This window comes from Streptomyces dioscori, from assembly GCF_003024195.1.
Taxonomy (GTDB): Bacteria; Actinomycetota; Actinomycetes; order Streptomycetales; family Streptomycetaceae; genus Streptomyces; species Streptomyces dioscori.
This window is the reverse complement of record NZ_KZ679038.1, coordinates 498,927-524,098: the sequence shown is the minus strand read 5'-3', so window position 1 is coordinate 524,098 and position 25,172 is coordinate 498,927. Positions and strand designations below refer to the sequence as shown.

Here is a 25,172-nt window from a genome sequence, read left to right as displayed (position 1 = left end):
AGGAGTTCACCCACCCCGTCGGCGCGTCTGCCATATCGGCCCTACGACCGCACCCGCGGTGGCACTTGGTCCCAGGTAGTGGGACACCTCTTGGTGAAGTGCCTCGGCTGCTGTACAAATGGGCCCCATGAATCACGAACCGCTGGTGCGACGCCTGGTCATCGACCTGTGCCGACGCCCCGTTTCGTGTTGTTCGTGTTGTGCATGTTGTTGATTCCGCGCCTCTGACGCGCCCCGCCGTCCGGTGATGTGCCCGGCGGCGGCCCCCGCTGTCCGGTGTCCCGCACCTCGGTGCGTTCTCTGAGTCATCCCGGCCCCGGTCGGCCTCGACCGCTCATCTTCCTGCGCCCATGGCGCCCATGGAGGCCCCGTCCCCATGTCCACCATCCCCTCCCCGCCACGCACCGAACTCACTCCGGTGCCCGACGAACCGCCCGCGCGGCGGCGTCGCCGCGGCACCGCGCGCGTACGCCATATCGCTCTGCCCTTCGGCTCGCTCCTGCTGTTCCTCCTCCTGTGGCAACTGCTGGCGGCGAGCGGCACATGGAGCGAGACACTCGTCCCGCCCCCGGCCAAGGTCTGGAGCGCGTTCATCGATGTGTCCACGACCCACGACGGCGTACGCGGCTACAACGGCACCACCCTCATCGAGCACCTGGGCATCAGCCTGCGCCGCATCGCGCTCGGCGCCGGTATCGGCATCGCGCTCGGGGTGGTCTTCGGTCTCGTCATGGGCACCGTCGGCTGGGTCCGTTCGCTCTTCGAGCCCTGGATCACCTTCCTGCGGACCCTGCCCCCGCTGGCGTACTTCTCGCTGCTCATCATCTGGCTGGGCATCAACGAGGAACCCAAGATCACACTGCTCGCCGTGGCGGCGTTCCCGCCGGTCGCGGTGTCCACCACCACCGCGGTGACCGCCGTGTCGCAGAGCCTGATCGAGGCGGCCCGTGCCCTCGGCGGGTCCCGGTGGGACGTCGTCAAGGACGTCATCGTGCCGTCCGCCCTGCCGGAGACACTGACCGGCATCCGACTGGCCGTGGGCGTCGCCTACTCCTCCCTCGTCGCAGCCGAACTGGTCAACGGCCTGCCCGGTATCGGCGGCATGGTCAAGGACGCCGCCAACTACAACAACACCCCGGTGGTGCTCGTCGGCATCATCGCCATCGGGATCTCCGGACTCGTCATCGACGGACTCCTGCTCAGGCTGGAACGCGCTGTCGTGCCCTGGCGCGGACACGTCTAGAGGGCTTGCGCCGCGGCTCCGCCCGTAGCCCCCGGCCCGCTCCTTCTCCTGACTCCCGTCTCCTCTTACAGAAACGGCCCCACCATGTCTCGCTCCACCCCGCAAGGCCCCTCCCGACGCCTGCTGCTCGCCGGCGCACTGGCAGCGGTGTCCGCGGCCGCCACCGGCTGCTCCTCGGACAGCGAGGCATCCTCGTCCGGCGGGTCCAAGCGGCTGCGCATCGGCTACTTCGCCTTCCCCAGCGGCGATCTGCTCGTGAAGAACAAGAAACTGCTGGAGAAGGAGCTGCCGGACTACAAGATCACCTGGATCAAGTTCGACTCCGGCGCCAGCGTCAACCAGGCCTTCCTCGGCAAGTCCCTGGACATCGCCGCGCTGGGCTCCAGCCCGTTCGCCCGCGGGATCTCCGGGAGTTCACCGATCCCGTACAAGGTCGCCTTCGTCCTCGACGTGGCGGGGGAGAACGAGGCGCTGGTGGCCCGCAAGGACGCCGGCATATCCGACGTCGCCGGTCTCAAGGGGAAGACGATCGCCACCCCCTTCGCCTCCACCTCCCACTACAGTCTGCTGGCGGCGCTGGAGACGGCCGGTCTCAAGACCTCCGACGTCAAACTGGTCGACCTGCAACCGCAGGCGATCATCGCAGCCTGGCAGCGGGGTGACATCGACGCCGCCTACGTCTGGCTGCCGACCCTGGACGAGCTCCGCAGGACCGGCACCCAGCTCACCAGCAGCAAGGAGATCGGGGCCGCGGGCAAGCCGACCCTCGACCTGGCCGTCGTGTCCGACGAACTCATCTCCAGGGACCCGAAGGCGATCGACACCTGGCGGAAGGTGGAGGCACAGGCCCTGAGCCTGCTCAAGTCCGACCCCGACGGCTCGGTCAAGGCCGTCGCCGCGGAACTGGGTATCAGCGCGGCGGACGCCAAGGCCCAGCTCGCACAAGGGGTGTTCCTCACCCCGGACGAGGTCGCCTCCGCCGACTGGCTGGGCACCGAAGGCAGCCCGGGCAAACTGCTGACCTACGTCACCGACACCGCCGAATTCCTGGCCGGCCAGAAGCAGATCGATGCCGCGCCGTCCCAGGACGCCGTCCGCAAGGCCTTCTACCTGAAGGGACTGCCCGATGTCCTCAAGTGACACGGTGAGCAAGGGAGTTGAGGCCGAGGACGCCGAGCGGGCCGGGTCCGTCCGGCTCGACCACGTCACCCACCGGTACGGCCGGGGCGGCGAGACCGTCACGGCCGTCGGGCCGGTCGATCTGACCGTCCCCGCGGGCGAGTTCCTGGTCCTCGTGGGCGCGTCCGGCTGTGGCAAGAGCACACTGCTGCGGCTGATCGCCGGGTTCGAGCGGCCCACCCACGGTTCGGTGCGCGTCTCCGGCGCCGCGCCCCGGCCGGGCGAAACGGCAGGCGTGGTGTTCCAGACACCTCGCCTGTTCCCCTGGCGGACCGTGCAGGGCAACATCGACCTCGCGCTGCGGTACGCGGGCGTCGACCGCGCCCAATGGCCCGAGCGACGGGCGGAGTTGCTGGCCCGTGTCGGCCTCGAAGGGACGGGGAAGCGGCGCGTGTGGGAGATCTCCGGCGGTCAGCAGCAGCGCGTCGCCATCGCCCGCGCCCTCGCCGCCGAGAACCCGCTGTTCCTGCTCGACGAGCCGTTCGCGGCCCTGGACGCGCTGACACGCGAGCGGCTCCAGGAGGACGTCCGGCAGGTGACGGCCGAGACGGGGCGGACCACGGTGTTCGTCACCCACTCCGCGGACGAGGCGGTGTTCCTCGGCTCCCGCATCGTGGTCCTGACCAAGAGCCCCGGCACGGTCGCCCTGGACCTGCCGATCACCCTCCCGCGCGGTGCCGTCGACGCGGACGAGCTGCGTGAGTCACGCGAGTTCGTCGACCTGCGCGCGCAGGTCGCCCATGCGGTCAAGTCGGCCGCCGCGGCCTGAACCCTCACTCTGCGTCCCGCCGGCTCTCCGTGAGGCCGGCCGGCGGGACGCCTCCTCCGCACCTCGGGCCGCGGCCTCGTAGCGTGCCAAAAGCCAGTACACGTAAGCCAGTTGCGGTCCGCTTACACTCTCGCCCATGATCTCTCTGGACGACCCGCGCTGGCCCGCCCTCGACCACCGGAACTGGTCCGAAGGACGGGGTGCGCCGGACGCGCCCTTCGTCCCGGACGAGTTGCGGCAACTGATGGCGGATCCCACGAACGGTGAGCGTTTCTCCGACCTGTGGCCCTACCTGTGTTCCGAGGGAACCGCCTGGCCGGCCGCCTACGCCGCCGTGCCCCACCTGGTCACCCTCGCGCGCGGCCTGCCGGCGGTCCGGTCCGAGCGCGACGACTACCTGTACGTCGTCGGCCTCGTGGCCATCTGCTCCGGTGAACTCGGAGAGGTCCCCGCCGACCTGCCCGACGACATCGCTGACGCCTACCGCCAGGCCCTTCCGGAGGCCCTGGCTCTCCTGGCCGAGACGCTGGCCACGGCGGAGCACGACCAGATCTCGACCCGCTACCTGCTCGCCGCCGTGGCCGCCCTCAAGGGCCATCCCGAATACGCCGAGATACTCAACGAACTCGACGTGTACGCCGAGTGCCAGTCCTGCGGCGAACCCATGCTCGAACTCCCGGAGTAGCCACTTTTCAGGCCGCGCCTGGCACGGACCTCATCCGGCCAGGCCCTCCCGGACGATTGCGGGCCTCGAACGGACAGTCCCATACTGTGGCTGGCCGTACGGGGGGAGGCCGGCGAGTTGAGCGGGAGACGCGCGCCCGAAGCAGTGCGTGGAACCGCGCACCACGGACTGGTGCTGGGGGCCGCGGGACTCGCCGTGCTGCTCGCCGCCACCGTCCTGGCCGCGCTCGCGGCACTCACCGAGAAGGCCGTGGAGGACGGGACGCAGCGGCGGCTCGCCCGCGACCCGGAGGCCATCGTCGAGGTCTCCGGCGCGTACCGCCCGCGCGGCACGGACGAGGTCGACGGGCTGGTACGTGCCGCCGTCGGCCGTGCCTTCGACGGCGTACCGCATCACACCTGGTCCGTCCTACGGGCCCCGGCCGGCCGCTCCGCCGCGCTCGCCGTGACAGAGGTGGACGGCCGTCGGCGCGACGACACCCTGGTCACGCTCGTCGCGATCCAGGAGACGAGCAGGCACGCCGAGCTGGTGGCGGGCCGCTGGCCGCGGGCAACGACCGGAGGGGGTGTCGAGACCGCGCTGAGCGAGGTGTTCGCGGCCGAGCTCGCGGTGCGGCCCGGCGACGAACTGCGAGTGCAGCCGGACAGCGGCCCGCAGGTGCGGATGCGAGTGGCCGGGCTGTACCGGGCGGGGGGCCGCAGCCCGGCCGTCTGGGCGAGCCTGAGCCCCGCCTTCGGCACCCCCGACTCCATGGCGCTGGTACCGCGGCAGGCACTCGCGACAACTCCCGGCCTGGCCAGGGACGCCGACGCGGTGTGGCTGGGCGTGCCGGACACCGGCGGACTGCGGCTCGGCGACATCGGTCCCCTGAAACGGCGTGCCGACGCGTTCAGTGGCAGTGACACCTCGTTGTCCGTGTTCCGTGGCGCACCCGTCACCACCGAACTCGACGTCAGGTCCACCCTCGACAACGCCCTCGACGAGCTGACCACCCCCATCGCCGTGGCCCGCGCGGGCCTCTACATCCCGGCGACCCTGCTCGCCGCCCTGGCCGCCGCCGCCCTCGTGCTCACCGCACGCCAGCTCGCCGAACACCGCCGGCCCGAACTCGCGCTCCTGGCCGCCCGCGGCGCCGGAACCCCACGGCTGGCCTTGTCGACGGCGGCACAGTGGGCGGCCGTCGCCCTCCCCGCGGGACTGGCCGCACCCTTCCTCGCCGGACCGCTGCTCCGTCTCCTCGACCGGGCCGGGCTGATCCCCGGCGACGTACCCGCCTCGGCGACCCTGACGGCGGGCTGGGTGGCCGCGCTGCTCGCCGTCGCGGTGCACGGCGTGGCCCTGCTGCTGCCCACCGTGCGGACGGTCCGGGACCGGCACGCGGTGCGCCGACTGCGGCTGCGGCTCGGCCGGTTCGCGGGGGCACAGCGGCTCGGCGCCGATGTGGCACTGGCCGTCGTCGCCGTGGTCGGCTGGCTGCAACTGCGCCAGTACCGTTCGCCGGTGACCGGCGGCGGCGTCGACCCGGTACTGATCCTCGCGCCCGTCGCGATGACCTGCGCGGCGGGGCTGCTCGTCCTGCGGGCGCTGCCGTCGGCCGCCCGGGTCGCCGACCCCCTCGCCCGGCGCGGCAGCGGACTCGTACTGCCCCTGGGCGGCTGGCAGATCGCCCGGCGGGCGGCACGGCACGCCGGCCCCACCCTGCTGGTGACCCTCGCGCTGGCCGTCGCCGCGCTCAGTAGCACCGCCCTCGCGATCCTGGACCGCGGCGACCACGACCAGGCGGTCTTCCGGGTCGGCGCCGACCTGCGGATCGACCCCGGCCGACGGCTCCCCGTCGCCGAGCGCCGTGCCGCGTACGCCGCACTGCCCGGCGCCACGGCCGTCACGCCCGTGGTCGAAGCCAACGGCTATCTCGGCCAGAGCTGGACGACCGTCACCGGCATCAACACCGCGCGCGGTCCCGCACCCGCCCTGCGTCCCGATCTCGCCGACCGGCCGGTGCCCGAACTCGTCGCCCCGCTCGGCCGGGACATCCCCGCGTACGGGTTGCCGCTCAGCGGTTCGGCACGCGAACTCCCCCTGCGCGTACGGCTGTCCGCGGACGGGCCCGGCACCCCCGTGCCGGTCAGGCTCACCGTGCACTTCGTGGACGCCGACGGCCTCACCCGCGCGAGCGAGACCGTCATCGAGGACACCGGCGGCGCGGCCCGTACCGTGCGGCTGAAGGTGCCGGTCGGCGGCGGCGGCGGTGACGGTGGCGGAGGCGGCGATCGCGATGGCGATGCCGATGGAGGTGGAGGTGGCGGAGATGCCGGTGGCGGTGGTGCGCGTATCGTGCAGCTCGGTCTGAGCATGACCGGCGAGACGGTACGACGCACCTACCGGCTCTCCGTCGACCGCGTGCCCGGCCTCACCCGGCCCGCCGCCTGGCACGACCTGCGCGCCGACGTCCCCGACCGGAGGGTCGCCGGATGTCCGGGCGCCGCACCGCGCCGACCGCCCAAGAGCGCTCCGGGACCCGTGCTCTGCTCCGACCGCCCGGCGCCCGGCACACTCCTCGACGCGGTGCTGCGCGGACCGGACACCGACCTCAAGTACCCCACATGGAGCGTGCGGCTCGGCACGGACCGCGCCAAGGGACGGCCGGCCCTGCCCGCGCTCGCCGACCGCGTGCTGCTCTCCTCCGGTGTGGCCCGCGTGGGGGACACGGTCACGATGCAGCGCGCCGGCGGTGGCAGCGCCCGCCTCAGGATCGTCGGCGAGATCGATGCCGTGCCGGGCGCCGACCGTGACCGGCCGCGGCTCCTCGTCGACTCCCGGGCCATGGCCGCCCAGTTCGTCCTCGGCGGCACCCTGCCCGCCGCCGAGTCCGCCTGGTGGGTGGCCGCCGACCACGGGGACGCGACGGCGGCACTGGACGCTGTCCGCGCCGATCCCCGCCTCGGTACGGCCGTCGACGTGCCGCGGATGCGGGCCCGGCTCGCCGCCGATCCACTGCGGCAAGGGGCACGCGGAGCGCTCACGCTGTGCCTCGTCCTGGCGCCGGCGTTCGCCGTCGTGGGTTTCACCCTGCACACCGCCCTCTCGGCACGCGCCAGGACACGGGAGTTCGCGCTGCTGCGGGCACTCGGTGTACGCCGCGGACAGCTCGCCGCGTACCTGTGGACGGAACAGCTCGCGCTGGCCGCGGTGGCGGCGGTCCTCGGCACCCTGCTCGGCACCGCGCTGGCCGCCACGATCATGCCGGTGGTCACGGTCGACGACACCGGCAGACCGGTCTACCCCGGCCTGCTCACCGCCGTGCCCTGGGCACGCGTGACCCTCACCGCGGGCGCCACGACCCTCATGATCTGCGCGGTCGTGACCGTCGTAGCCCGTTTCCTGGGCCGGATCGACCTGGCCCGGGTACTGCGCGCGGGTGAGGACCGATGAGGCGGCCCTCGCGGGTGTGTCGGTCGGTTGGTTTCGTGTGGTGGGGAGGCCCAGTGATGTCGCGGTCGCGCCGGGCGGTTGTCCGCTGCGGTGGGGAGGGCCGGTGATGCGGTTCTCGCGAGTGCCGCGCTCTCTCGTCTCGCGTGATGCGGGAGGAGCGGCCGGGCGCTCCTCCCCAGCCCTCCGTTCCGTCGCCGTGCGCGAGGCGCGCGCCGATCTGCCGCTGTTGGTCTGCCTGGCCGTGCTGGTTGCGCTGCTCACCGCGGTCGCCGCCGCCGGGCCCGCGCTCCTCGACCGGCTCGCCGGGCGCGCCCTCGCCTCCCGGCTGGCCCTGGAACAGCGGGCCGGGCCCGGAATCCAGCTCGGCGCGCAGTTCGAACCGGCGCGGGGCGCCCAGGGCTCCGACAGCTGGGCGAGCGATCTGGCCGAGGACCTGCTCCCGGTCACCGATGTGATCGTGAACGCGGCCCCCGACGCCCTGAACGGCGGCCTCGTACACGACTCGACCCGGGTCGCGCTGCCGACCCTCGCCACCACGACGGCCGCCGGAAAGGTGGGACTCGGCCTGGTGTACGCCTCCGACGCGCCGAAGCGGGCCTCCTACGCCGAAGGACGACCGCCCGCCCCGGACGGTGAGCGCGTCGAGATCGCCCTCTCCACCCGGACCCGCGATGCGCTGCGCCTGCGACTCGGACAGCAACTCCCGCTGCGGCCGGGCGCATTGCGGAACGTCGAAGCCACGGCCGTCGTCGTCGGCTTCTTCACGACGGACGACGACCACGGCGCCGACGACTCCGAGAGGACCCAGAGGACCGAGACGACCGGGAGGAGCGGGGGGAGCGGGAGGACCGGGAGGACCGAGGAGAAGAGCGCCGAGGGCTCGGGCAGTGGCCGACTGTGGCGTGAACAGCCCGCGCTGGCACGCCCGTCCAGGCATCCGCCGCGCAGCGCCGCCGCGCTCGACTGGGAAGCCCGCGCCCTCGTCGCGCCCCGCACCGTCACCGCTCTCCAGACACACGCCGGTGCCACGCTCACCGTCACCTGGGGGCTGCGTCTGGACCTCGACCCCGGCACCGCCGCGCGGTTCGCCGACGACCAGGGGCGCAGCGAACTGCAGCGACTGCTCACCGCCTACCCGGACGACGCCCGGTCCGTCTTCTGCGGCGACATCGCCGACTTCGGCGGTATGTACTGCGAGATCGGCGCGCACCCCGCCTCCACCCTGCGGAACGGCTCACACCTGCCCGACGCGCTCACCGACTTCGGCCGGCAGTGGCGGCAGGGCCGTGTCGTGATCTCCTTCGCGCTCGCGTCCCTGCTGGTCGTCGGTCTGCTCGCCGCCGCCGTCACCGCGCTGCTCGCGGTACGCCGCAGCCTCGACGCCCACCGGCTGCAGCGAGCCCGCGGCGCCTCCGCGACCGGCCTCGCGCTGGCGAGAGCGGCTCGGACAGCGCCCGCCGTGCTGCTCGGACTGCTGGCGGGCGTCGCCGCCGCACACTCGCTGCCGGGCCCCCAACCCGCGTACCGGCAAGGGCTCCTGGTCGCCGCACTCGTCTGGCTGCTGCTGCCCGCCCTCACCTGGCACGCCCTGCGCGAGCGTGCCGTCCGCACCGGACCCGATCCGGCCCCGTACGCGGCAGGGCGCCGCGTCTTCGCCGAGGCGGCGGTACTCCTCCTCGCCGCGGCCGGTGTGTTCGCGCTGCGGACCCGGGGCACCGCCGGGGAAGCCGGACCCGACCCGCTGCTCGCCGCCGTGCCCGCCCTCCTCGGACTGGCCACCGTCGCCGTCCTCGTACGCGTCTATCCGCTGCCCGTACGGCTCCTGGCGCGCTGTTCGGCGCGGCGACGAGGTGTCGTGACGCTCGTCGCGCTCTCCCGGGCCGCGAAGGAGGCGCCGGCCCGGGCACTCGCGCTGCTGGTCCTGGTGGTGACGCTGGCCGGAGCGGTGTTCGGCGGTCTGGTGGCCGGCACACTCGCCGACGGCCGCCGGGCCGCCGCCGCGTGGCAGGTCGGCGCCGACGCCTCCTACCTCGGCGCGGGCCGCAACCCCGACATCGCCGAGCGACTGGGCCAGGTGCGCGGAGTGCAGGAAACCGTCGGCGTCCGCCAGTTGCGCGTCGACCCGACGAGCGCGACCAGCGGCAACCGGTACGGCGTGGCGAGCCTGGTCGGCGTCGACGGCGCCCGGCTGCGCGCCGCTGCCCCCGGCTCGACAGCGGCGCGCGCACTCTACGACGCCGGGCTGACCGGCCCCCGGACGGGCAAGGACATCAGGGTCCTGGCCACCGGGGCCCGCACCGGCGCCCTGTTCACCATCCCCTCCCACGGCAGAGAACTGCGCCTGCGTGTCGTCGGCGCGCTGCCCGAGGGCGTACGCCACGACCCCGCGCTGGGCCCCGTCCGTGGCACGACGCCCGCCCGGGAACGCATGCTGCTCGCCGACAACCGTGACCTCGGAGCGATCGAGGCGAGCGATTTCGAGGGCACCTCACTGCTGCTGTACGGCCCGCGCCTGGACGTGGAGGCACTGCGAGCACTGGTGCCGCGCGCCACCGACGACACCGCCCTCGGTGAACTGCGTATCCGCTCCGAGGAACAGGCCGACGCCGCGGCCGACGGCATGATCGACGTCCTGCGGGCCGCACACACCACATGTACCGCGCTCGCCGTGCTCCTCGCGCTGCTGGCACTGGTCCTCGAACTCCTGCTGTCCGCACCGGCCCGCGGCCGCACCACCGCGTACCTGCGCACGCTCGGCCTCGGCGACCGGGCCACCTCGGGGCTGCACCTGCTGCAACTGCTGCCGATGGTGCTGGCGGCCGTGACGGGCGGCATCGCCCTGGGACTGACACTGCCCGCGCTGCTCGGACCCGCTCTGAACCTGCGGGAGTTCACGGGCGGGCCCGCCGCCCCCGCGCCCCACCCCGACCTGCTGCTGACCGCCGCTCTGGGAGCGGGGCTGGGCGTCCTGGTGCTCGCGGCGGTCGGCGTGGAGACCTGGATCGGACGCCGCCGCGGGCTCGGCGCGGTCCTGAGACTGGGGAGAAACGATGACTGAACCGCAGGGGGACCGGCAGGGGAGCGACCCGCGCCGACTCGGCGCACCGGCGCCGCCCGGTGAACCGGGTGAGCTTGATGAACCGCGGCAGCTCGGCGGCCCGAGGCAGTCCGGTGAACCGCGGAAGCTCGACGCCCCGGCACAACTAGGCGATCCGGGGCATCTCGGCGGCCCGAGGCGGCCCGGCAGCTCGCGGCAGGCGAGCGACCCGAGGCAGCCCGGCGACTCGCGGCAGGCGAGCGACCTCCGGCAGCTGGAGGAGCGGGCCCGCGGCGCCCGGCGGCCGCCCGCGGGCGCCGACGACGGGCTCGTCGTCTGCGACAACCTGGTCCGCGTCTACCGCACCGACGAGGTCGAGGTCCAGGCGCTCCAGGGCCTCGACCTGGTCGTCGAGGAGGGCGAGTGCGTGGCACTCGTCGGCGCCTCCGGCTCCGGCAAGTCGACCCTGCTGTCCATCCTCTCCGGACTCGACCTGCCCACGGCGGGCCGCGCCCGGGTCGCCGGGCACGACCTGCTCGCCCTGCGCCGACGCGAGCGGCTCGGCTACCGCCGGCACACCGTCGGCTTCGTCTGGCAGCAGACGGGACGCAACCTGCTGCCGTACCTGACGGCCCTGGAGAACGTGGCTCTGCCGATGAAGTACGTGCGTGTACCGCGCCGCAAACGGGCCGCGCGCGCCGCCGAACTCCTCGACGTCCTCGGCGTCGCGCACTGCCGCGACCGGCGTCCCGCCGAACTCTCCGGCGGCGAACAGCAGCGCGTGGCCGTCGCGGTCGCCACGGCCAACTCGCCCCGCGTGCTGCTCGCCGACGAACCCACGGGCGAACTCGACACCGCGAGCGGCGAGGAGGTCTTCGCGGCACTGCGCCGTGCCAACGAGGAACTCGGCGCCACCGTCCTCGTCGTCACCCACGACCCCCTCGTCTCCGAACAGGTCCGCCGCACGGTCCGTATCCGCGACGGCCGTACGTCGACGGAGACCCTGCGCGGGCCCGGCGGCGGGGGCGCCGAGGAGTACACCGTCCTGGACCGCGCGGGCCGCCTCCAGCTGCCCCGGGACCACGTGGAGCGTTACGGTCTGCGCGGCCGCGTCCGCCTGACGGCGGAGCCGGACCATGTGGGCGTCTGGCCCGACCGGACCCACGACCCCGACTCCTCGGTGTGAACCCGCGTGAACCCGTGTGAGCCCGGTGGGTCGGTAGAGCTGAGCGTCGGTGCGTCGGTGCGTCGGCGGAAACCCGGATGCGGGTGGGCCGGGTGCACGCCTAGGCTCGCGTGCGAGGCGCCGACCACACGCCTTGCCGCCAGCGCCAGTCAGGGGGACCAGAGATGGACCGGGACACGAGTTGTCAGCTGTTCGCGCTCACTTTCGACGCGAGTGAACCTGAGCGTCTCGCGCGGTTCTGGTCACGCTTCCTCGGCTGGGAGACGGTCGACGATCCGCAGGACGGCATCGTGCTCCTGCCTGCCGACGACACCGGGTTCCGCCTCCGGTTCCTGCCGTCGCGGGAGCGGAAGACCGGCCAGAACCGGATGCACTTCGATCTGACGAGTACGTCCCTGGAGGACCAGCGGCAGACCGTGGAGCGGGCGCTGGCACTCGGCGCACAGCACATCGACATCGGCCAGCTCCCCGAAGAGGAGCACGTGGTGCTCGCGGACCCGGAGGGCAACGAGTTCTGCGTCATCGAGCCGGGCAACAACTTCCTCGCCGACTGCGGCTTCATCGGAGCGCTGGCCTGCGACGGCTCGCAGGAGGTCGGGTACTTCTGGAGCAAGGCGCTCGGCTGGCCCCTGGTCTGGGACCAGGATCAGGAGACCGCGATCCGCTCTCCGCACGGTGGACCGAAGTTCACGTGGGGTGGGCCGCCGGTGGCGCCGAGGACGGGCAGGGACCGGCTGCGCTTCGACCTGGCTCCCGCCGCCGACGGTGACCTGCGGACGGAGGTCGACCGGCTGCTCGCCCTCGGGGCGAAGCGCCTCGACACCGGCCAGGACGAACTCGGCGGCGTGGCGATGACCGACCCCGACGGCAACGAGTTCAGTGTCCTGACACCCCGGTAGCTCCCGCTGCTCCCACCTATTCAGTTTCTCCGGCAGGTCCGGTGACGGGCGGCACCATCTCCAGGACGGTGGAGACGGCGGCGCGGTGCCAGTCCCCGGCGTGGCGGAGCATCGCGTGGTCACCGCCCGCCATGCCCACGAAGGCCGCCCGGGCGCCCGCGGTACGGGCGCGTGTCACGAATGCCCTGGACAGGAGGGGATCCGTGACACGGTCACGGTCTCCGTGCAGCACCACGACCTCCTTGTCCCGCAGCTGGGCCACCGGCTCGCCCACGGGGCACCAGGGAGCCAGCGCCACAACGCCGCGTACCTGCGCCGCGCCCGCCGCACGCAGCGCCGCCCGGCCGCCCATCGAGTGGCCGACGAGGACGACCGGGACGTCCGGAGCGAGGTGTCGAAGCTCTTCGAGCGCACGCCGCGCGTCCCGCAGGGAGTCGGCGTCACCGCCGTTCCAGCCCCGTACGCGGTAACGCACCTCCGCCAGCAGGACGTCGTCGTCGGGTATCGCACGGGCCATGGCGCGCACGAAGGGCTTCATACGCACGGCCGCGAGGTGCCAAGGGCGGGACGGAGCACGACTGTCCGACCTGCCGCCGTGCAGGAACAGGACGGCGGCACGGGGCGAGCGGGGCAGATGCCGCACCGCCAGCGCGGGTGCGTGTGAGCTCGCCGACTCATCGGTGGACGCCTGTTCGTGCACTGTCATTCCCGCTCCCGTCTGTCGAGCCGCCGCAGCTCACCGGACCTGTCTCACCCAATATTCGTTGCCGACCGGCCGACGGCTTGGTCGGCGGCCGGTCGGCCGTGTCCGGACACCGCTCGGGACGGAACCGGACGCCGGGCGGGACGGAACCGTACGCTCTTTCGTCCGCCTGCCCGCGCAGTCCGGCTTCACCTGCGTTTTCATGGATGTCAGGGACCAATCCGCCGCGGCTCCGGCATCGGATTACGTCCGGAGATGTCCTGACGGACGTCCCACGGATGTCTCGACGGATGTCCCGACGACGGAGGACCCGGTGAACGAAGTCGCCCAGATCGGCAGACACCACTCGGCCGAACCTGATCTGCAGGAACTGCTGCGACGTGTGGCGCTGGGCGACGAGCAGGCGTTCGCCTCGGTGTACGACGCCGTGGTGGGCCCGGTCCTCGGTGTCGTCCGCGCGGTCCTGCGGGACCGTGCCCAGTCGGAGGAAGTGGCGCAGGAGGTTCTGGTGGAGGTGTGGCGCACGGCCCCGCGCTTCCGCTCAGACCGCGGCACGGCCGTCAACTGGATCCTCACGATGGCCCATCAGCGGGCGGTCGACCGGGTGCGCTCGGTGGAGGCCGCGGCCGCCCGGGACCACAAGGCGGCGCAACTGGACCGCACGCCCGAGTACGACGACGTGACCGAGCAGGTGGAGGCACGGCTGGAGCGGGAACAGGTGCGGCGCTGTCTGCGCACCCTGACCGACATCCAGCGTCAGGCCGTCGACCTCGCGTACTACCGCGGGCTCACCTACCGCGAGGTGGCCGAAGCCCTGGCGCTTCCGCTGGGCACGGTCAAGACCCGGCTGCGGGACGGCCTCATCCGACTGCGTGACTGCCTGGGGGTGACCGCGTGAGCACTGCGGATCTGCACACGTTGACCGGCGCCTACGCCCTGCACGCCCTGTCCGACGAAGAACGGCAGGCCTTCGAGCGGCACCTCGGGGAGTGCGAGCCGTGCACCCAGGAGACGGCCGAACTGTCCGCCACCGCCGCCCGGCTGGGACTCGCCGTCTCCCTGCCGCCCCGCCCCGCCATGCGGGAGGACGTACTGCGGCAGATCCGGACCGTCCGGCAGGAGGGACCCGGTGGCCCGGCCCTGCCGCGCCGCGCACGGACGGCCTCGCGCGGGCGTCCGGTGTCGCGCTGGGCACTGGCCGCCTGTCTCGCGGCGGCCGCCGCGCTGGGCGGTACCGCGGTGTGGCAGCACGAGCGTGCCGAGGACGCCTTGGAGCAGGCGCGCCGTGCCGACCGGGGGGCGAACGACATCGCGGCCGTGCTCACGGCCCCGGACGCCAGGAGCCGGACCACGAAACTGGCCGGGGGCGCCACGGGCACCGTCGTCGTCTCCGACAGCCGTGACAGGGCCGTCTTCATGGCCTCCGGGATGACCGAGCCGCCTCGGGGCAAGGTGTACCAGCTCTGGTTCGACGACGACGGCTCCATGAGGTCCGCCGGCCTGATGGACCCCGCGCGCACCAGCCAGGCCGTCCTGATGCGGGGCGCGGTGGGCGGGGCGTCGGGCATGGGGGTCACGGTCGAACCGAAGGGCGGCTCCGAGCAGCCGACCTCCACACCGCTGGCCCTGCTGAACCTCCCCGCGTGACGGGCAGCCCTGGGTCGAGGCACTCCTGGCCGGAGGCGGCCTCGCACCTGTCAAGGTCAAGGGTCCCCCCGCCGGCCGGCGACGGCCACGCACCGGTCAGGCGTCACACCTGGCCGGTGACGGTCACAGTGACCCGCGCCGGTGCGGGCTCAGCCGGGAACCGCTCGACCAGATGGGCCTCGACGCGACGGCGTGCGGCGCGGGCCACGTCCAGGGCTCGTGACTGCCTCAGTGCGACGAGGTGGATCTCGACATGCCTTCGCCCGGTGCCGTCCGGCCCACTCAGCCGTACGCCCGCTGCCGACACTCCTGTCATCGGCACTCTTGTCGTCGGCACTTCCGCCGTGGTCCGCGCTCCCGTGGTCGGCGCGCCCGCGGTCAGTGCTCCCGCCGCCGGAGCCGCGTCCTTGCCGCGCTGCGGCCGTCCCCGGGTCGGGCGCAGCCGGCCGGCGAGCCCCGGCCTGAGGAAGGCCACCCCCGGCACAGTCTCCACGGCCCGGGCGATCTCCTCGGCCAGCGAGGTGTGTGCGGTGTCGCGGGTCATGACGTACGACCTTCCTGGCTGTCGTCCGCGGTGTCGATCAGGTCGGTCACATGGACGTCTATCGTCGCCACGGCCACCCCCAACTCACGGTCCGCCGCCTCCCGGACCCGCCTGCGTACCTCTTCCGCCAGCTCCGGGAGCGAGACGCCTGACGGGGCGTGAATACCCAGGCGGACCTCGACCCGCCCGTCGGTGGTGTCGGAGGTGGAGAGGGAGAGGAGACGACAGGACCCCGCCCGTACGCCGGTCACGGTCTCGGCCGCCGCACGCAGGGCGCGGGCAGCGACCGCCTCCATGATCCACAGATCCTCGTCGGGCTCGCCGAGGGGCACGGGGCGGCCGGGACGCAGTTCGAGGCGCACGACCTCCATGACGCGCCGGGTCAGCGACGTCGCCTCGGACGCGTAGCTGTCCGCGGTCTCGTCGCGCAGGCCGCGAACGGCGACCTCCAGATCGTCGAGGTCGAGGACGGCCCGCCGGCAGTGCGGGCAGGTCTGCCGATGCGGGTCGTCGGTCTGCTGCTCCCAGTCGTCCCAGACCCGGGACAGCAGCCGGCCGCACGGCAGTTGCTCGTCGTCGACGCCGCCGGTGTCCGCGGTGGGCGGGTCGGTGTGTGCGGTCATCGCCAGGCCCCCATTGCTTGTGTCAGGCAGCGTCGTGCGCGGAAGACACGGGCGCGCACAGCCTCCTGGCTGATGCCGACCGCGTCCGCGATGAATTCGTAGGACTGACCGTCCAATTCTCGCAGGACCCAGCAGGCGCGCTGCTCGACCGACAGCTGATCGAGCGCCTCGCCCAGCTCACGCACCGCGTCGCGGGCCTCCACGATCCGGGCCGGCGAGGCCGAGTGCTCGGGCGCCGCGATCTCTCCCGCGGCCTCCAGAGGTGCCACCGGCTTGCGGGCGCGCAGCACGTTCAGACAGCGGTTGGTGACGATCCGGTACATCCATGTGCCGAACGACGACCGGTGGTGGAACTCCGGGAGCCGTCGCCAGGCGCTGATGAACGCGTCCTGTACGGCGTCCTCCGCCTCCGCCCGCCCGCCGAGCAGGCGGGTGGCCAGCCGGATCAGTGACGGGGCATGGCTCTGTACGAGAACGGCGAAGGCGTCCTCGTCCCCTTCCGCGGCCCGTACCGTCAGCAGGGAATCCTCGGTCTCGCCCCCGGCGTCCGGTGGCGCGTTCTGATTGCGAACCCCCGCCACTGAGCGGCTCCTCTCGTCCGGTTCCGCTGGTTGGACACGTCGGTGCCGCCCGCCGTTACGCGGGTGTCGCCTCTTGTTTCGCGTGATCCCGTGAAACGGCCAGGGGGCTGGTGTGTCCTCATGAATGATCCGTTGCCGACACCTCCGCGGATGGCCCGTGCACGGTCGGACATTCATGCGGGCATATCGGTGAGACAGGCGCGGTCCCGGAAGCTGAGCGGAGATTTTCCGGGTATCCGCGTCACAGGCGTGGCCGCGGCGGGTCCATCGCAGTGAGAGCAGCCGACCGGCTACAGGAAGAAGGACGTGCCATGACCACGCAGACCGTACCGACCGCGTCGACCGGCAAGGACGTATCGGCACCGCAGGGCAGCAGGACGGCACAGACGACCACGGCATTGTCCGGCGGTGTGACCGGCGTCGACCAGCCGGCGGCGGACCGCGGGCGGACATCGATCGCCGACGTCGTCGTGGTGAAGGTCGCGGGGATCGCTGCCCGGGAGATCCCGGGTGTGTACGACATGGGCGGCGGCCTCTCCCGCACGATCGGCGCGGTCCGCGACCGCGTGCCGGGCGGCCGGCCGAACGTGGGGCGCGGAGTGAAGGTCGAGGTAGGCGAGCGGCAGACGGCCATCGACCTCGACCTGGTCGTGGAGTACGGGGTTCCCATCACGGACGTGGCCCGGGATGTGCGGGAGAACGTGATCTCCGCGGTGCAGCGCGTCACCGGCCTCGACGTGGTGGAGGTCAACGTCACCGTCAACGACGTGCATCTGCCCGAGGAGGACGACGAGTCGCCGACGACGGACTCCCGCGTGGAGTGAGCCGGCCGTCGCACACCACAGGGCGCCGAGCCGGTGCATGAGACCCGGTGCGTGAAGACCGGTGCGTGATGACCGGGCAAAGAGGAATGGTGAAAGAGGCCAGGACATGGACGTGACCACGTGACCAGAGCATTCGTCGGGATGATCGCAGGGATGGCGCTGGCCTTCGCCGGTTTCTTCGGCGGCTTCGGGGCGTTCCTGCTCGTGGCCGCCCTGGGCGGTCTGGGGTGGGCCGCGGGTCACTGGCTCGACGGCGGGGGCCGCTTCCAGGATCTGCGCGACGGCTATGAGCGGAGCCGTCGATGACCACGGCGGACCGGCGCGGCACCACGACCGTGTCGGAGAAGGCGGTCCGAAGAATCGCCGAGCGGGCGGCCACCGAGGCCGTGCCGGGCCCGGGAACCAGCACAGAGACAGGCACCGGTATCGGCATCGGCACCGGTATCGGCATCGGAACCAGGGCTCGCGCCTCGAAGGGCTCGGCCGCCGTGCACGGGCGCCGGGCGGACGTGAGCGTCGACGTCACCCTGCCCTACCCCGCGCCACTGCCGGAGGCGGTCCGCCGGCTCCAGGACCATGTCACCGCCCGTACGCAGCAGTTGACGGGCCTCGACGTCACCACAGCACGCGTCGGCGTCACGGCCCTGGTCCCTGCACCGGTCGCGGCGAAGAGCGTGCCCCCTGACGGATCTGACAAGGACGGGTCTCCCACGGACGGGCCTGCCACGGCCGGGCTCGACAAAGACGAGCCTGCCGTGGACGACCCCGCCCAGCCGCCGCCGAACTCGCGGACGCCGCGGCGGTGGTGGTCCGGGCGACGGCTGCCGACCCTGCTGCTCGCCCTGTCGGCCCTGGTGGCCTGTGGCGCACTGGCGGTCGACCTGATGCTGGTGCACGCTGCCGGCCGGCCCGCAGCGGTCTGGCGCACCGACGCACTGCACTGGCTCTCACGGCACGGCCCCGGTGACGCGACGGTCACGGCCTGTGCCGCCGCGGTCGCGCTGCTCGGGCTGCTGATGGTCGTTCTGGCCCTCACCCCAGGACATCGCGGACTGCTCACGGTCACAGCGCCCGCTCCGAACCTGTGGGCGGCCCTCGACCGCACGGCAGTCGCGGCCCTCATCAGGGACGCGGTGGGCCGGACGCAGGGGATCGGTCCCGTGAAGGTGCGGGTGCGCCGCCGCAGCGTCACCGTCCGGGCCGGCCTGGCCTTCGGTGACCGTGCACACGCACTCGACGAGGCGCGGCACATGGCCCGCCGGGCACTGGAGAGCTGCAATCTGCGTCGGCCACCGCGACTGCGCGTCAGGATCCGGCCCGGGGCCGCCTGGGATCCCGGCACGACGGTTGGGGACACCGGGGGAGCGCAGCGTACGCTCACGGCCGGTGCCGACGACACGGACCTCGAAGGAGTCACCCGCTGATGCGACGTTCCCGTACGGTCCTCGACCGGACCGCCCTCGCCGCAGTCGGCCTGCTGTTCCTCCTCGGCGGTACGTGGCTCGCCCTCACCCGGGCACCCTGGGCCACGCGCCTTCCGTCCTGGTGGCCGGATCCCGGCGCCCGGGCCGTGCTGGTGGATCCGGCCGGCCTCGCCGAACTGCGCTCCACGGACTGGTGGACGCCCTCGGTCATGGCCGCGTCGATCGCGATGACCGCGCTTCTCGCTCTGTGGTGCGTCCGCCTGCTGCGCGGCGGGGCCCGCCCGTCGATGCCGCTGCCCGCGCCCGGCGGCACGCTGCGGACCCGGGCCCTGGAGGACGTCGTGACCCGGCACGCGGCGGGGATCGGCGGCGTCAGCCGCTGCCGCACCCGAGTGCTCGCACGGCACAAGCAGGTGCAGGTGCGCCTGCATGTCCGGCTGCAGCCCGATGTGGCCCCGGCCGCCGTCCTGCCCGCCCTAGCCGAGCTCGCCGGCCGGACGGAGAGTTCCCTCACCCCGTACAGGGTGCGTACGCGCGTCCGTTTCTCCACCCGTTCGCACCGTAGGTCCCATGTCCGCTGAACCGCGGCCCGTCGTCACCGGCGGCGGCCCGCGCGCACTGGAGCCGGTATGGCGCCGCACCCGGACCCCGGCTGCCTGGGGCGTCGCGCTGCGCCGCACGCCGTTGTCGATGTGGCGGGACGACGTCTCCGACTACGCGGCCGCCCTCACCTACTACGCGATCCTGGCGGTCCTGCCCTCCCTGCTGGTCACCGTCATCGCCTTCAGCATGATCAGCCCGGGCACCGCCGAGGACTTCATCGCCCATGTCACCGCCTACGCCCCGGACCAGTCCGGCACCCAGCTGCACGACGTGCTGACCCAGACGCTGCGAGACGGCTCGGCTGCCTGGACGCTGCTGGGCGGCGGCATCGTGAGCGCCCTGTGGTCCGCCTCCAGCTACCTCGCCGTGTTCCGCCGTGCCCTGCACCGCATGCACCACGAGGACGACCACCGGTCGCCCTGGCACACGGCCCCCCGCATCCTGCTCACCGCCTTCGCCCTGCTGGGCCTGCTGCTCGTCAGCGCGCTCCTCCTGCTGCTGACAGGGCCGATCGCCGAGACCGCCGGCCGCCTTCTCGGCTTCGACGCGGTGGCCGCCTGGGCCTGGAACCTGCTGCGCTGGCCGCTCCTGCTGTGCCTGGTGGCGCTGCTGGTCGTCATCGTCTTCCACACCGGACCCATACCGGCCCGCCGCCGCAAGCACAGCGTCCCCGGCGGGATCCTGGCGGCGGGCCTGTGGCTCGTCGTCTCCGGAGGCTTCGCCCTGTACACCTCCGCGCTCGGCACCTACAGCAAGCTCTACGGCTCCCTCGCGGGTGCGGTGGTCTTCCTCATCTGGCTGTGGCTGTCCAACCTCGCCCTGCTCGCCGGGGCGCAGTTCACCGCCGAACTGAGCGGATTGAGCAGGAGAGAGCGACCGGCGCTGCCGCCGGCGGAAGGTTCCCCCGAAGCAGCCTGAGCCCGGTGACGTGATGCCTTGCGGCGACCTCCAGGTCTCGCAATACTTAGCCTCATGGCACAGTATTCGGCGCAACTGGACGGCGTGTTCGTCGCCCTGGCCGACCCGACCCGGCGCGCGGTCGTCCGGCGTCTCGGCCGCGGCTCCACGAGCGTCGGGGAACTCGCCCGTGAGTTCCCCATGACTCTCCCCTCGTTCATGAAGCATGTGCGCACGCTCGAAGCGAACGGGCTGATCCGCACGGTCAAGTCCGGCCGGGTCCGCACCTGTGAGCTCAACCGCGACCGGCTCGCGCTCGTCGACGACTGGCTCGCGGAGCAGCGCCGTACATGGGAGGAGCGGACCGACCGCCTCGAACAGTTCGTCACCGACCCGGAGGAGGACAGACAGTGAACCCCGACCTCGATCTCAGCCTGGAGCGGATCATCCGCGCCCCGCGCGCGACCGTGTGGAGCGCCTGGGCCGACCCGTCCCGGCTGGAGAAGTGGTGGCTCCCGGCCCCGATGCGCTGCCGGGTGGACCAGCTGGAACTGCGGCCCGGCGGGGCGTTCGTGACACGGATGAGCGACGACGACACCGAGTTCGTCCCCCACCTGGACGCGTGCTTCCTCGCCGTCGACGAACTGCAGCGGATCGTGTTCACCAACGCCGTCGACAGCACCTGGCGTCCGGCGAACCCCGCCCCGGTCACGATGACCGCCACGATCACGCTGCACGAGCATCCGGACGGCACGGACTACCGGATGCTCGTGCGGCACGGCGACCCGGAGTCCCGCGCGCGGCACGACAAGCTCGGCTTCGCCGACGGCTGGGGCACGGTCGCGGGTCAACTGGCCGCGCTCGCCGAGAGCATGGCCCCGCGATGAAGATCACCCTGACCGAGTTCGTCACGCTGGACGGGGTCAGTCAGGGCCCCGCAGGCGCCCACCGGTGAGTACGAGGGGGTCACCGATGTCCTCCGGACTACCTTCTGAGGCCGGACTGGCCCGCAAGGCCCGCAAAACCGCCTAGGAGGGGCTGTGGGACGGAGTGCCGGGGCTGTCGGGGCGTGCGGTGTGGTCGCGGTGGCCCGTCGTGCGGCGGTCCTCCTTCATCTCGGCCTCGTAGAGGTGGTCGCGTCCGTCCGCGAGGTCGCTCCGGGCACTTCGCTCCAGATCCTTGAAGGGCTGGTAGTAGGTGCCGTCGTAGGCCTCGACGATCTGGAACGTCCAGTGACCCGGGATGACGTTGCGGCCCAGGACCTCGCACTCCACACGGTCGGCGTACTCGGTGTGGCCCGCCTCGCGGAGGAGCCGGACCGCGCGGTCCAGCTCCAGGTCGGCCCCTCCGGTCAGTTGGTGGAACGAGTACAGGTGTCCTCGGGCCCGCTCGGTGGTCTCCAGTGCCTTGGACAGCGCACCGAGTGCTTCCACGGTCTCGTCGCTGACTCCGTCGGGGCGCCGATGGGCGCGGTCAGGACCGTCGTTCGGTTGGTTCATGCTCTGCCGCATGCCCGCGGAACGCGGACACATATGCGGCTGCGGTGGTACGAGTGCCCGGATGGCGCACGAGGCCGGCCGGCCGGAGCTGTCAGGGCCTGCCGCGCCTTCAGTGCGGTGCCTGCCCCGCCTTCAGTGCGGTGACCGCCCTGCCCTCCGTGCGGTGACCGGCCCGCCCTCCGTGCGGTGACCGCCCGCGATTCACGGCGTCCGGTCGTCTTTGCTGTCTTCGTTGTCTCCGCTGTCAGCAGTTTCGCCGGTGAACATGGCGATCAGGCTGTGGGGTGTCTTGTCGCCGTAGAGGAGTTCATGGAGTTCGGTGCCCTCGGCGGCGGCTTCGGCGCCGCGGGTGAACATGGCCTGCTCGTACTCGGCGAGGGCGCCTTCGACGTCCCCGGGGCGGGCGGCGAGGGCCTTGCCGAGTTCGGCGCCGTCGTACATGGCGAGGTTGGCGCCCTCGCCGTTCGGGACCGAGAGGTGGGCGGCGTCGCCGAGCAGGGTGACCCCGGGCACCCTGTCCCACCGGTGTCCGACGGGCAGGGCGTTGAGGGGACGCAGGACAGGCGCGGTCTCACCGTCGGTGATGAGTGCGGTGAGTTCCGGTGCCCAGCCGTGGAACTCCTTCGCGATCCGCGCGGTGACCTCGGCGGAGTCGCTGAAGTCGATGGCCGCGAACCACTCCCGCGACTCGCTGAGCATCACGTAGGTGTGGAGGGTGCCGCCGCTCTCCCGGTGGGCCAGGATCGCCCTGCCCGGCGTGAGCGCGAACATCGACCCGCCGCCGACCGCTTTCGCACTGGCCGGGTGCCGGGTCTCGCTGTCGAACAGGTAGGTCTCGACGAACGACATGCCCGCGTACTCCGGGGTGACGGCGGTGAGCAGCGGCCTGACGCGGGACCATGCGCCGTCCGCGCCGACCAGCAGGTCCGTGACGACGGTGGTGCCGTCGGCGAAGGTCACCTCGTGTCGCCCCGCGCCGAGCGGACGGGTACCGCTGACCTTGTGACCCCACCGGACGGTGCCGGCCGGGAGCGAGTCGAGCAGCATCCGCCGCAGTTCGCCGCGCAGTACCTCGGGGCGGACGCCCGTGCCGTCGTCGGCCTTGTCGAACAGGACGGACCCGTCCACATCGAGGACGCGTATCGCCTCACGGCCCTCCAGGATGAGGTCGCGGAACTCGTCGGTGAGGCCTGCCGTCTCCAGAGCGAGCTGCCCGTTGTAGTCGTGGATGTCGAGCATTCCGCCCTGCGCACGTGCCGTAGGTGAGGTCTCGGCCTCGTAGACCGTGGCCGCGATGCCGTGGACGTGCAGCACGCGGGCCAGGGTGAGTCCGCCGAGCCCGGCGCCGATGATCGTGACGTGAGTACTGTCGTTGCTGCCAGTGGTGCCAGTACTGACAGTTTGCTCAGCGCTGACAGCGTTCTGAGTGTTCTGGGTGGGCTGAGTCGTCATGGTGGGGGTTCCTTGCCTGTCGTACGCCTGCCGGAAGTGCGCCCGGCGGATCTCCCACAAGGTTTCAGTCCGCGCCGACAGGCCGCCGACACCGGACCGACATCTTCCGGCGGCTGTCTACAGGTGACCGACACGCGCCGTCGGCGTCGGGTCGGCGGCAGGTACTCACAGGTCGACGGTCGTGCCCCACCCCTCGCGCACGGCGATGGCGTGGGCGACATGGGCCGCGGCCACGTCCAGGGCGGCGTGCCCGGTGGACTTGAACAGGGTCGGACCGGTCTGGTCCCGGCGGCCGGGGTGCGTGCCGGAGAGGACGGAGCCTAGGAGGGTGACGGTCTGTCCTTCGGACAGGTTCTGCAGCTCGTGCGCGCCCGCCGGGGGTGCGGCGGCGTGGGCGCCGGGCCACTCCGTGAACAGCAGGGCCTCCCGGACGGTGTCGGCGTCCACCTCGGGGCCGTGGGAGCCGCCCACCGAACTGACATGGGCGCCCGGTGCGAGCCAGTCCCGGCGGATCACCGGTCGCACGGCGCCGGTGCAGCAGAACACCACACCGGCACCGCGCACGGCAGCTTCGGCACTCGGTGCGGGCTCGGCCGCGGGGTGCAGGGAGGTGGCGGAGCGGACACGTTGCGGGTCCCGCCCGGCCACGGCGACGGGCGTCGTGGGATCGAGGAGCGCGAGCAGGGCGAGCTGGGCCCGCGCCTGGGCCCCGGTACCGATGACGGCGATGCGGCCTGGGCGGGGCGCGGCCAGCGCGAGGGCGCTGTGGGTGGCTGCCGCGGCCGTACGGATCACGGTGAGGGACTCGGCGTCGAGAAGGGCCAGCGGGCGGCCGTCCTCGGGGTCGAAGAGGGCGACGATGCCCCGGTGGCTGCTCCGGCCGGTCTGTGCCGGGTCCGCGAACACGGAGACGAGCTTGGCCGCGAGCCCGAGCCCGGGAACGTAACCGGGCATGACACCCAGCAGTCCGCCCGGGGCGCGGGCGGCTACGCGCGGCGGTGCGGAGGCCTCGCCCCGGCTGACGGCGATCAGCGCCTGTGCCACCGCGTCCATCACCCGGTGCGGGTCGAGCGCCGCACGGGTCCGGGTGCGGTCGAGAACGAGGACGCCACTCATACCGGTCCGTTCGCCGGGTCGGAGGAGATCGCGGATGCGCCGGGGGCGGTCAGCAGCCGTTGCAGTGTGCCGGTGGCCTCGCGCAGGTGCTCCCGCAGTTCGGGGAGGCGGGAGGGCGTGAACTCGGCGTCCAGGCCGACGACTGTCAGCGCGCAGACCGGCGCGCCGGACGTCGGTGAGACGGCGCGGCCGAGTGAGGCGACGGGCTGTTCGTTGCGGCCGTGTTCGACGGCGAAGCCGGTCCGCCGCGCGCGTTCGATGTCGGCCAGCAGCCCGTCGGGACCCTCCAGCGGGTGCCCGGCCGCTTCGGCGGGACGCAGGTAGGGGGCGCGTGCGGCGGGGGCGAGCGCGGCGACCAGCGCGAGGGGCCCCGCGAACCGGTGGACGGGCAGGCTCTCGCCGATCAGGTCGGTGATCATCGCGAGCCGGTCGGGCCGTACGGCGTCGATCACCCGTGACCTGTCGTCCTCCAGTACCTGGAGGTTGGCCATCATGCCGGTGCGCGCGGACAGCTCGGTGAGCACGGGGCGGGCGATGGCCGTCAGTGAGTTCCTGGCCGCGGACGACGACAGCTGGAGCACCGCGGTGCCGGGCAGATAGCGGTCACCGGCCCGCAGCACCCATCCCCGGCGTACGAGATCGAGGAGGACGCGGTAGGCGGTCGCCCGATGGAGCCCGACCTCCTCGGCCAGGTCGGTCAGCCGCGGGGGCTGTGGTGCGCGCGCGACGGCCTCGACCAGGTCCAGGGCCTTGTCCACGGCGGTACGGGGTGCTTCGGGCAAGTCCGACCACTCCTTGTGGCGTCGGGGCACGTCGGCGTACGGTGATG

The 25,172-nt window shown here is 72.8% G+C and carries 25 protein-coding genes; 17 read left to right on the top strand and 8 right to left on the bottom strand.

Features of this window, described 5'->3' with window-relative positions; translation table 11 throughout:
* Positions 1-376 precede the first annotated feature (376 nt).
* The 8 genes from C6Y14_RS02200 (at position 377) to C6Y14_RS02165 (ending at position 12,430) form a co-directional block, all read left to right on the top strand.
* Positions 377-1,243 carry an ABC transporter permease gene (locus C6Y14_RS02200; protein WP_225890841.1) on the top strand — a complete coding sequence of 289 codons (867 nt, stop codon included), beginning with the start codon at positions 377-379 and terminating at the stop codon, positions 1,241-1,243.
* An 84-nt stretch (positions 1,244-1,327) separates the two neighbouring features.
* A complete protein-coding gene (locus C6Y14_RS02195) occupies positions 1,328-2,383 on the top strand; it encodes a taurine ABC transporter substrate-binding protein (protein WP_107014692.1) in 1,056 nt (351 codons plus the stop codon).
* Positions 2,370-3,191, top strand: a complete 822-nt coding sequence (locus C6Y14_RS02190; protein WP_107014691.1) for an ABC transporter ATP-binding protein — start codon at positions 2,370-2,372, stop codon at positions 3,189-3,191. Before C6Y14_RS02195 ends, C6Y14_RS02190 begins: the two co-directional genes overlap by 14 nt.
* A gap of 136 nt (positions 3,192-3,327) precedes the next feature.
* Complete coding sequence (locus tag C6Y14_RS02185) at positions 3,328-3,876, top strand: hypothetical protein (protein ID WP_107014690.1); 549 nt, start codon at positions 3,328-3,330, stop codon at positions 3,874-3,876.
* A gap of 117 nt (positions 3,877-3,993) precedes the next feature.
* Entirely contained in the window at positions 3,994-7,308 is a 3,315-nt protein-coding gene (locus C6Y14_RS02180; RefSeq protein ID WP_225890840.1) for an ABC transporter permease, read from the top strand.
* 106 nt (positions 7,309-7,414) lie between these two features.
* Complete coding sequence (locus C6Y14_RS43890) at positions 7,415-10,366, top strand: FtsX-like permease family protein (RefSeq protein ID WP_159074147.1); 2,952 nt, start codon at positions 7,415-7,417, stop codon at positions 10,364-10,366.
* Entirely contained in the window at positions 10,359-11,531 is a 1,173-nt protein-coding gene (locus C6Y14_RS02170) for an ABC transporter ATP-binding protein (RefSeq protein WP_107014688.1), read from the top strand. Before C6Y14_RS43890 ends, C6Y14_RS02170 begins: the two co-directional genes overlap by 8 nt.
* 164 nt (positions 11,532-11,695) lie before the next feature.
* Positions 11,696-12,430, top strand: coding sequence for a VOC family protein (locus C6Y14_RS02165; RefSeq protein WP_107014687.1), 735 nt, complete (start codon positions 11,696-11,698; stop codon positions 12,428-12,430).
* Between the two features lie 16 nt (positions 12,431-12,446).
* On the opposite strand, the gene C6Y14_RS02160 is transcribed toward C6Y14_RS02165, so the two are convergent.
* A complete protein-coding gene (locus C6Y14_RS02160) occupies positions 12,447-13,136 on the bottom strand; it encodes an alpha/beta hydrolase (RefSeq protein WP_107014686.1) in 690 nt (229 codons plus the stop codon).
* Positions 13,137-13,446: 310 nt separating this feature from the next.
* Here C6Y14_RS02160 and sigK point away from each other — a divergent pair, with 310 nt between their 5' ends.
* Positions 13,447-14,031 (top strand): ECF RNA polymerase sigma factor SigK, encoded by a 585-nt coding sequence (gene sigK, locus C6Y14_RS02155; RefSeq protein WP_225890839.1) that lies wholly within the window; start codon positions 13,447-13,449, stop codon positions 14,029-14,031.
* On the top strand, positions 14,028-14,780 hold the full coding sequence (locus tag C6Y14_RS02150) for an anti-sigma factor (RefSeq protein ID WP_107014685.1): 753 nt from the start codon (positions 14,028-14,030) through the stop codon (positions 14,778-14,780). The genes sigK and C6Y14_RS02150 overlap by 4 nt, the downstream gene beginning before the upstream one ends.
* Before the next feature lie 103 nt (positions 14,781-14,883).
* Here the strand turns inward: C6Y14_RS02150 and C6Y14_RS02145 are convergent, their stop codons facing one another.
* Genes C6Y14_RS02145 through C6Y14_RS02135 form a run of 3 tightly spaced genes read right to left on the bottom strand, consistent with a single transcriptional unit; the run spans position 14,884 to position 16,528 of the window.
* Entirely contained in the window at positions 14,884-15,324 is a 441-nt protein-coding gene (locus C6Y14_RS02145; RefSeq protein ID WP_107014684.1) for a hypothetical protein, read from the bottom strand.
* Positions 15,321-15,947, bottom strand: coding sequence for an Asp23/Gls24 family envelope stress response protein (locus C6Y14_RS02140; RefSeq protein WP_107014683.1), 627 nt, complete (start codon positions 15,945-15,947; stop codon positions 15,321-15,323). The genes C6Y14_RS02145 and C6Y14_RS02140 overlap by 4 nt, the downstream gene beginning before the upstream one ends.
* Entirely contained in the window at positions 15,944-16,528 is a 585-nt protein-coding gene (locus tag C6Y14_RS02135; protein WP_107014682.1) for an RNA polymerase sigma factor, read from the bottom strand. Before C6Y14_RS02135 ends, C6Y14_RS02140 begins: the two co-directional genes overlap by 4 nt.
* 311 nt (positions 16,529-16,839) lie before the next feature.
* Between C6Y14_RS02135 and C6Y14_RS02130 the strand changes: the two genes are divergently transcribed.
* The 7 genes from C6Y14_RS02130 (at position 16,840) to C6Y14_RS02100 (ending at position 21,163) form a co-directional block, all read left to right on the top strand.
* Positions 16,840-17,352, top strand: a complete 513-nt coding sequence (locus tag C6Y14_RS02130; RefSeq protein WP_107014681.1) for an Asp23/Gls24 family envelope stress response protein — start codon at positions 16,840-16,842, stop codon at positions 17,350-17,352.
* 120 nt (positions 17,353-17,472) lie between these two features.
* Positions 17,473-17,658 carry a hypothetical protein gene (locus C6Y14_RS02125; RefSeq protein ID WP_107014680.1) on the top strand — a complete coding sequence of 62 codons (186 nt, stop codon included), beginning with the start codon at positions 17,473-17,475 and terminating at the stop codon, positions 17,656-17,658.
* Complete coding sequence (locus C6Y14_RS02120) at positions 17,655-18,776, top strand: DUF6286 domain-containing Asp23/Gls24 family envelope stress response protein (protein ID WP_107014679.1); 1,122 nt, start codon at positions 17,655-17,657, stop codon at positions 18,774-18,776. The genes C6Y14_RS02125 and C6Y14_RS02120 overlap by 4 nt, the downstream gene beginning before the upstream one ends.
* Positions 18,776-19,357 carry an Asp23/Gls24 family envelope stress response protein gene (locus tag C6Y14_RS02115; protein WP_107014678.1) on the top strand — a complete coding sequence of 194 codons (582 nt, stop codon included), beginning with the start codon at positions 18,776-18,778 and terminating at the stop codon, positions 19,355-19,357. Before C6Y14_RS02120 ends, C6Y14_RS02115 begins: the two co-directional genes overlap by 1 nt.
* Positions 19,347-20,297, top strand: coding sequence for a YihY/virulence factor BrkB family protein (locus tag C6Y14_RS02110; protein ID WP_107014677.1), 951 nt, complete (start codon positions 19,347-19,349; stop codon positions 20,295-20,297). Before C6Y14_RS02115 ends, C6Y14_RS02110 begins: the two co-directional genes overlap by 11 nt.
* A gap of 54 nt (positions 20,298-20,351) precedes the next feature.
* Positions 20,352-20,690, top strand: a complete 339-nt coding sequence (locus C6Y14_RS02105) for an ArsR/SmtB family transcription factor (RefSeq protein WP_107014676.1) — start codon at positions 20,352-20,354, stop codon at positions 20,688-20,690.
* Complete coding sequence (locus C6Y14_RS02100) at positions 20,687-21,163, top strand: SRPBCC domain-containing protein (RefSeq protein WP_107014675.1); 477 nt, start codon at positions 20,687-20,689, stop codon at positions 21,161-21,163. The genes C6Y14_RS02105 and C6Y14_RS02100 overlap by 4 nt, the downstream gene beginning before the upstream one ends.
* A gap of 141 nt (positions 21,164-21,304) precedes the next feature.
* Here C6Y14_RS02100 and C6Y14_RS02095 read toward each other — a convergent pair whose 3' ends face one another.
* The 4 genes from C6Y14_RS02095 to C6Y14_RS02080 all read right to left on the bottom strand — a co-directional run bounded on the left by C6Y14_RS02095 (position 21,305) and on the right by C6Y14_RS02080 (position 25,125).
* Positions 21,305-21,775, bottom strand: a complete 471-nt coding sequence (locus C6Y14_RS02095; RefSeq protein ID WP_107015145.1) for a hypothetical protein — start codon at positions 21,773-21,775, stop codon at positions 21,305-21,307.
* Positions 21,776-21,976: 201 nt separating this feature from the next.
* On the bottom strand, positions 21,977-23,227 hold the full coding sequence (locus C6Y14_RS02090; protein WP_107014674.1) for an FAD-dependent oxidoreductase: 1,251 nt from the start codon (positions 23,225-23,227) through the stop codon (positions 21,977-21,979).
* Positions 23,228-23,392: 165 nt separating this feature from the next.
* Positions 23,393-24,343, bottom strand: coding sequence for an ornithine cyclodeaminase family protein (locus tag C6Y14_RS02085; RefSeq protein WP_107014673.1), 951 nt, complete (start codon positions 24,341-24,343; stop codon positions 23,393-23,395).
* A complete protein-coding gene (locus tag C6Y14_RS02080) occupies positions 24,340-25,125 on the bottom strand; it encodes an IclR family transcriptional regulator (RefSeq protein WP_225890838.1) in 786 nt (261 codons plus the stop codon). Before C6Y14_RS02080 ends, C6Y14_RS02085 begins: the two co-directional genes overlap by 4 nt.
* Between the last annotated feature and the right edge of the window lie 47 nt (positions 25,126-25,172).

Bases quoted from the DNA above. Each gene is read 5' to 3' on its own strand.
- C6Y14_RS02085 (WP_107014673.1), bottom strand. From the start codon at position 24,343: ATGAGTGGCGTCCTCGTTCTCGACCGCACCCGGACCCGTGCGGCGCTC.
- C6Y14_RS02110 (WP_107014677.1), top strand. From the start codon at position 19,347: ATGTCCGCTGAACCGCGGCCCGTCGTCACCGGCGGCGGCCCGCGCGCA.
- C6Y14_RS02140 (WP_107014683.1), bottom strand. From the start codon at position 15,947: ATGACCGCACACACCGACCCGCCCACCGCGGACACCGGCGGCGTCGAC.
- C6Y14_RS02105 (WP_107014676.1), top strand. From the start codon at position 20,352: ATGGCACAGTATTCGGCGCAACTGGACGGCGTGTTCGTCGCCCTGGCC.
- C6Y14_RS02115 (WP_107014678.1), top strand. From the start codon at position 18,776: ATGCGACGTTCCCGTACGGTCCTCGACCGGACCGCCCTCGCCGCAGTC.
- C6Y14_RS02170 (WP_107014688.1), top strand. From the start codon at position 10,359: ATGACTGAACCGCAGGGGGACCGGCAGGGGAGCGACCCGCGCCGACTC.
- C6Y14_RS02190 (WP_107014691.1), top strand. From the start codon at position 2,370: ATGTCCTCAAGTGACACGGTGAGCAAGGGAGTTGAGGCCGAGGACGCC.
- C6Y14_RS43890 (WP_159074147.1), top strand. From the start codon at position 7,415: ATGCGGTTCTCGCGAGTGCCGCGCTCTCTCGTCTCGCGTGATGCGGGA.
- C6Y14_RS02130 (WP_107014681.1), top strand. From the start codon at position 16,840: ATGACCACGCAGACCGTACCGACCGCGTCGACCGGCAAGGACGTATCG.
- C6Y14_RS02145 (WP_107014684.1), bottom strand. From the start codon at position 15,324: ATGACCCGCGACACCGCACACACCTCGCTGGCCGAGGAGATCGCCCGG.
- C6Y14_RS02120 (WP_107014679.1), top strand. From the start codon at position 17,655: ATGACCACGGCGGACCGGCGCGGCACCACGACCGTGTCGGAGAAGGCG.
- C6Y14_RS02160 (WP_107014686.1), bottom strand. From the start codon at position 13,136: ATGACAGTGCACGAACAGGCGTCCACCGATGAGTCGGCGAGCTCACAC.
- C6Y14_RS02185 (WP_107014690.1), top strand. From the start codon at position 3,328: ATGATCTCTCTGGACGACCCGCGCTGGCCCGCCCTCGACCACCGGAAC.
- C6Y14_RS02090 (WP_107014674.1), bottom strand. From the start codon at position 23,227: ATGACGACTCAGCCCACCCAGAACACTCAGAACGCTGTCAGCGCTGAG.
- C6Y14_RS02095 (WP_107015145.1), bottom strand. From the start codon at position 21,775: ATGAACCAACCGAACGACGGTCCTGACCGCGCCCATCGGCGCCCCGAC.
- C6Y14_RS02200 (WP_225890841.1), top strand. From the start codon at position 377: ATGTCCACCATCCCCTCCCCGCCACGCACCGAACTCACTCCGGTGCCC.
- C6Y14_RS02195 (WP_107014692.1), top strand. From the start codon at position 1,328: ATGTCTCGCTCCACCCCGCAAGGCCCCTCCCGACGCCTGCTGCTCGCC.
- C6Y14_RS02165 (WP_107014687.1), top strand. From the start codon at position 11,696: ATGGACCGGGACACGAGTTGTCAGCTGTTCGCGCTCACTTTCGACGCG.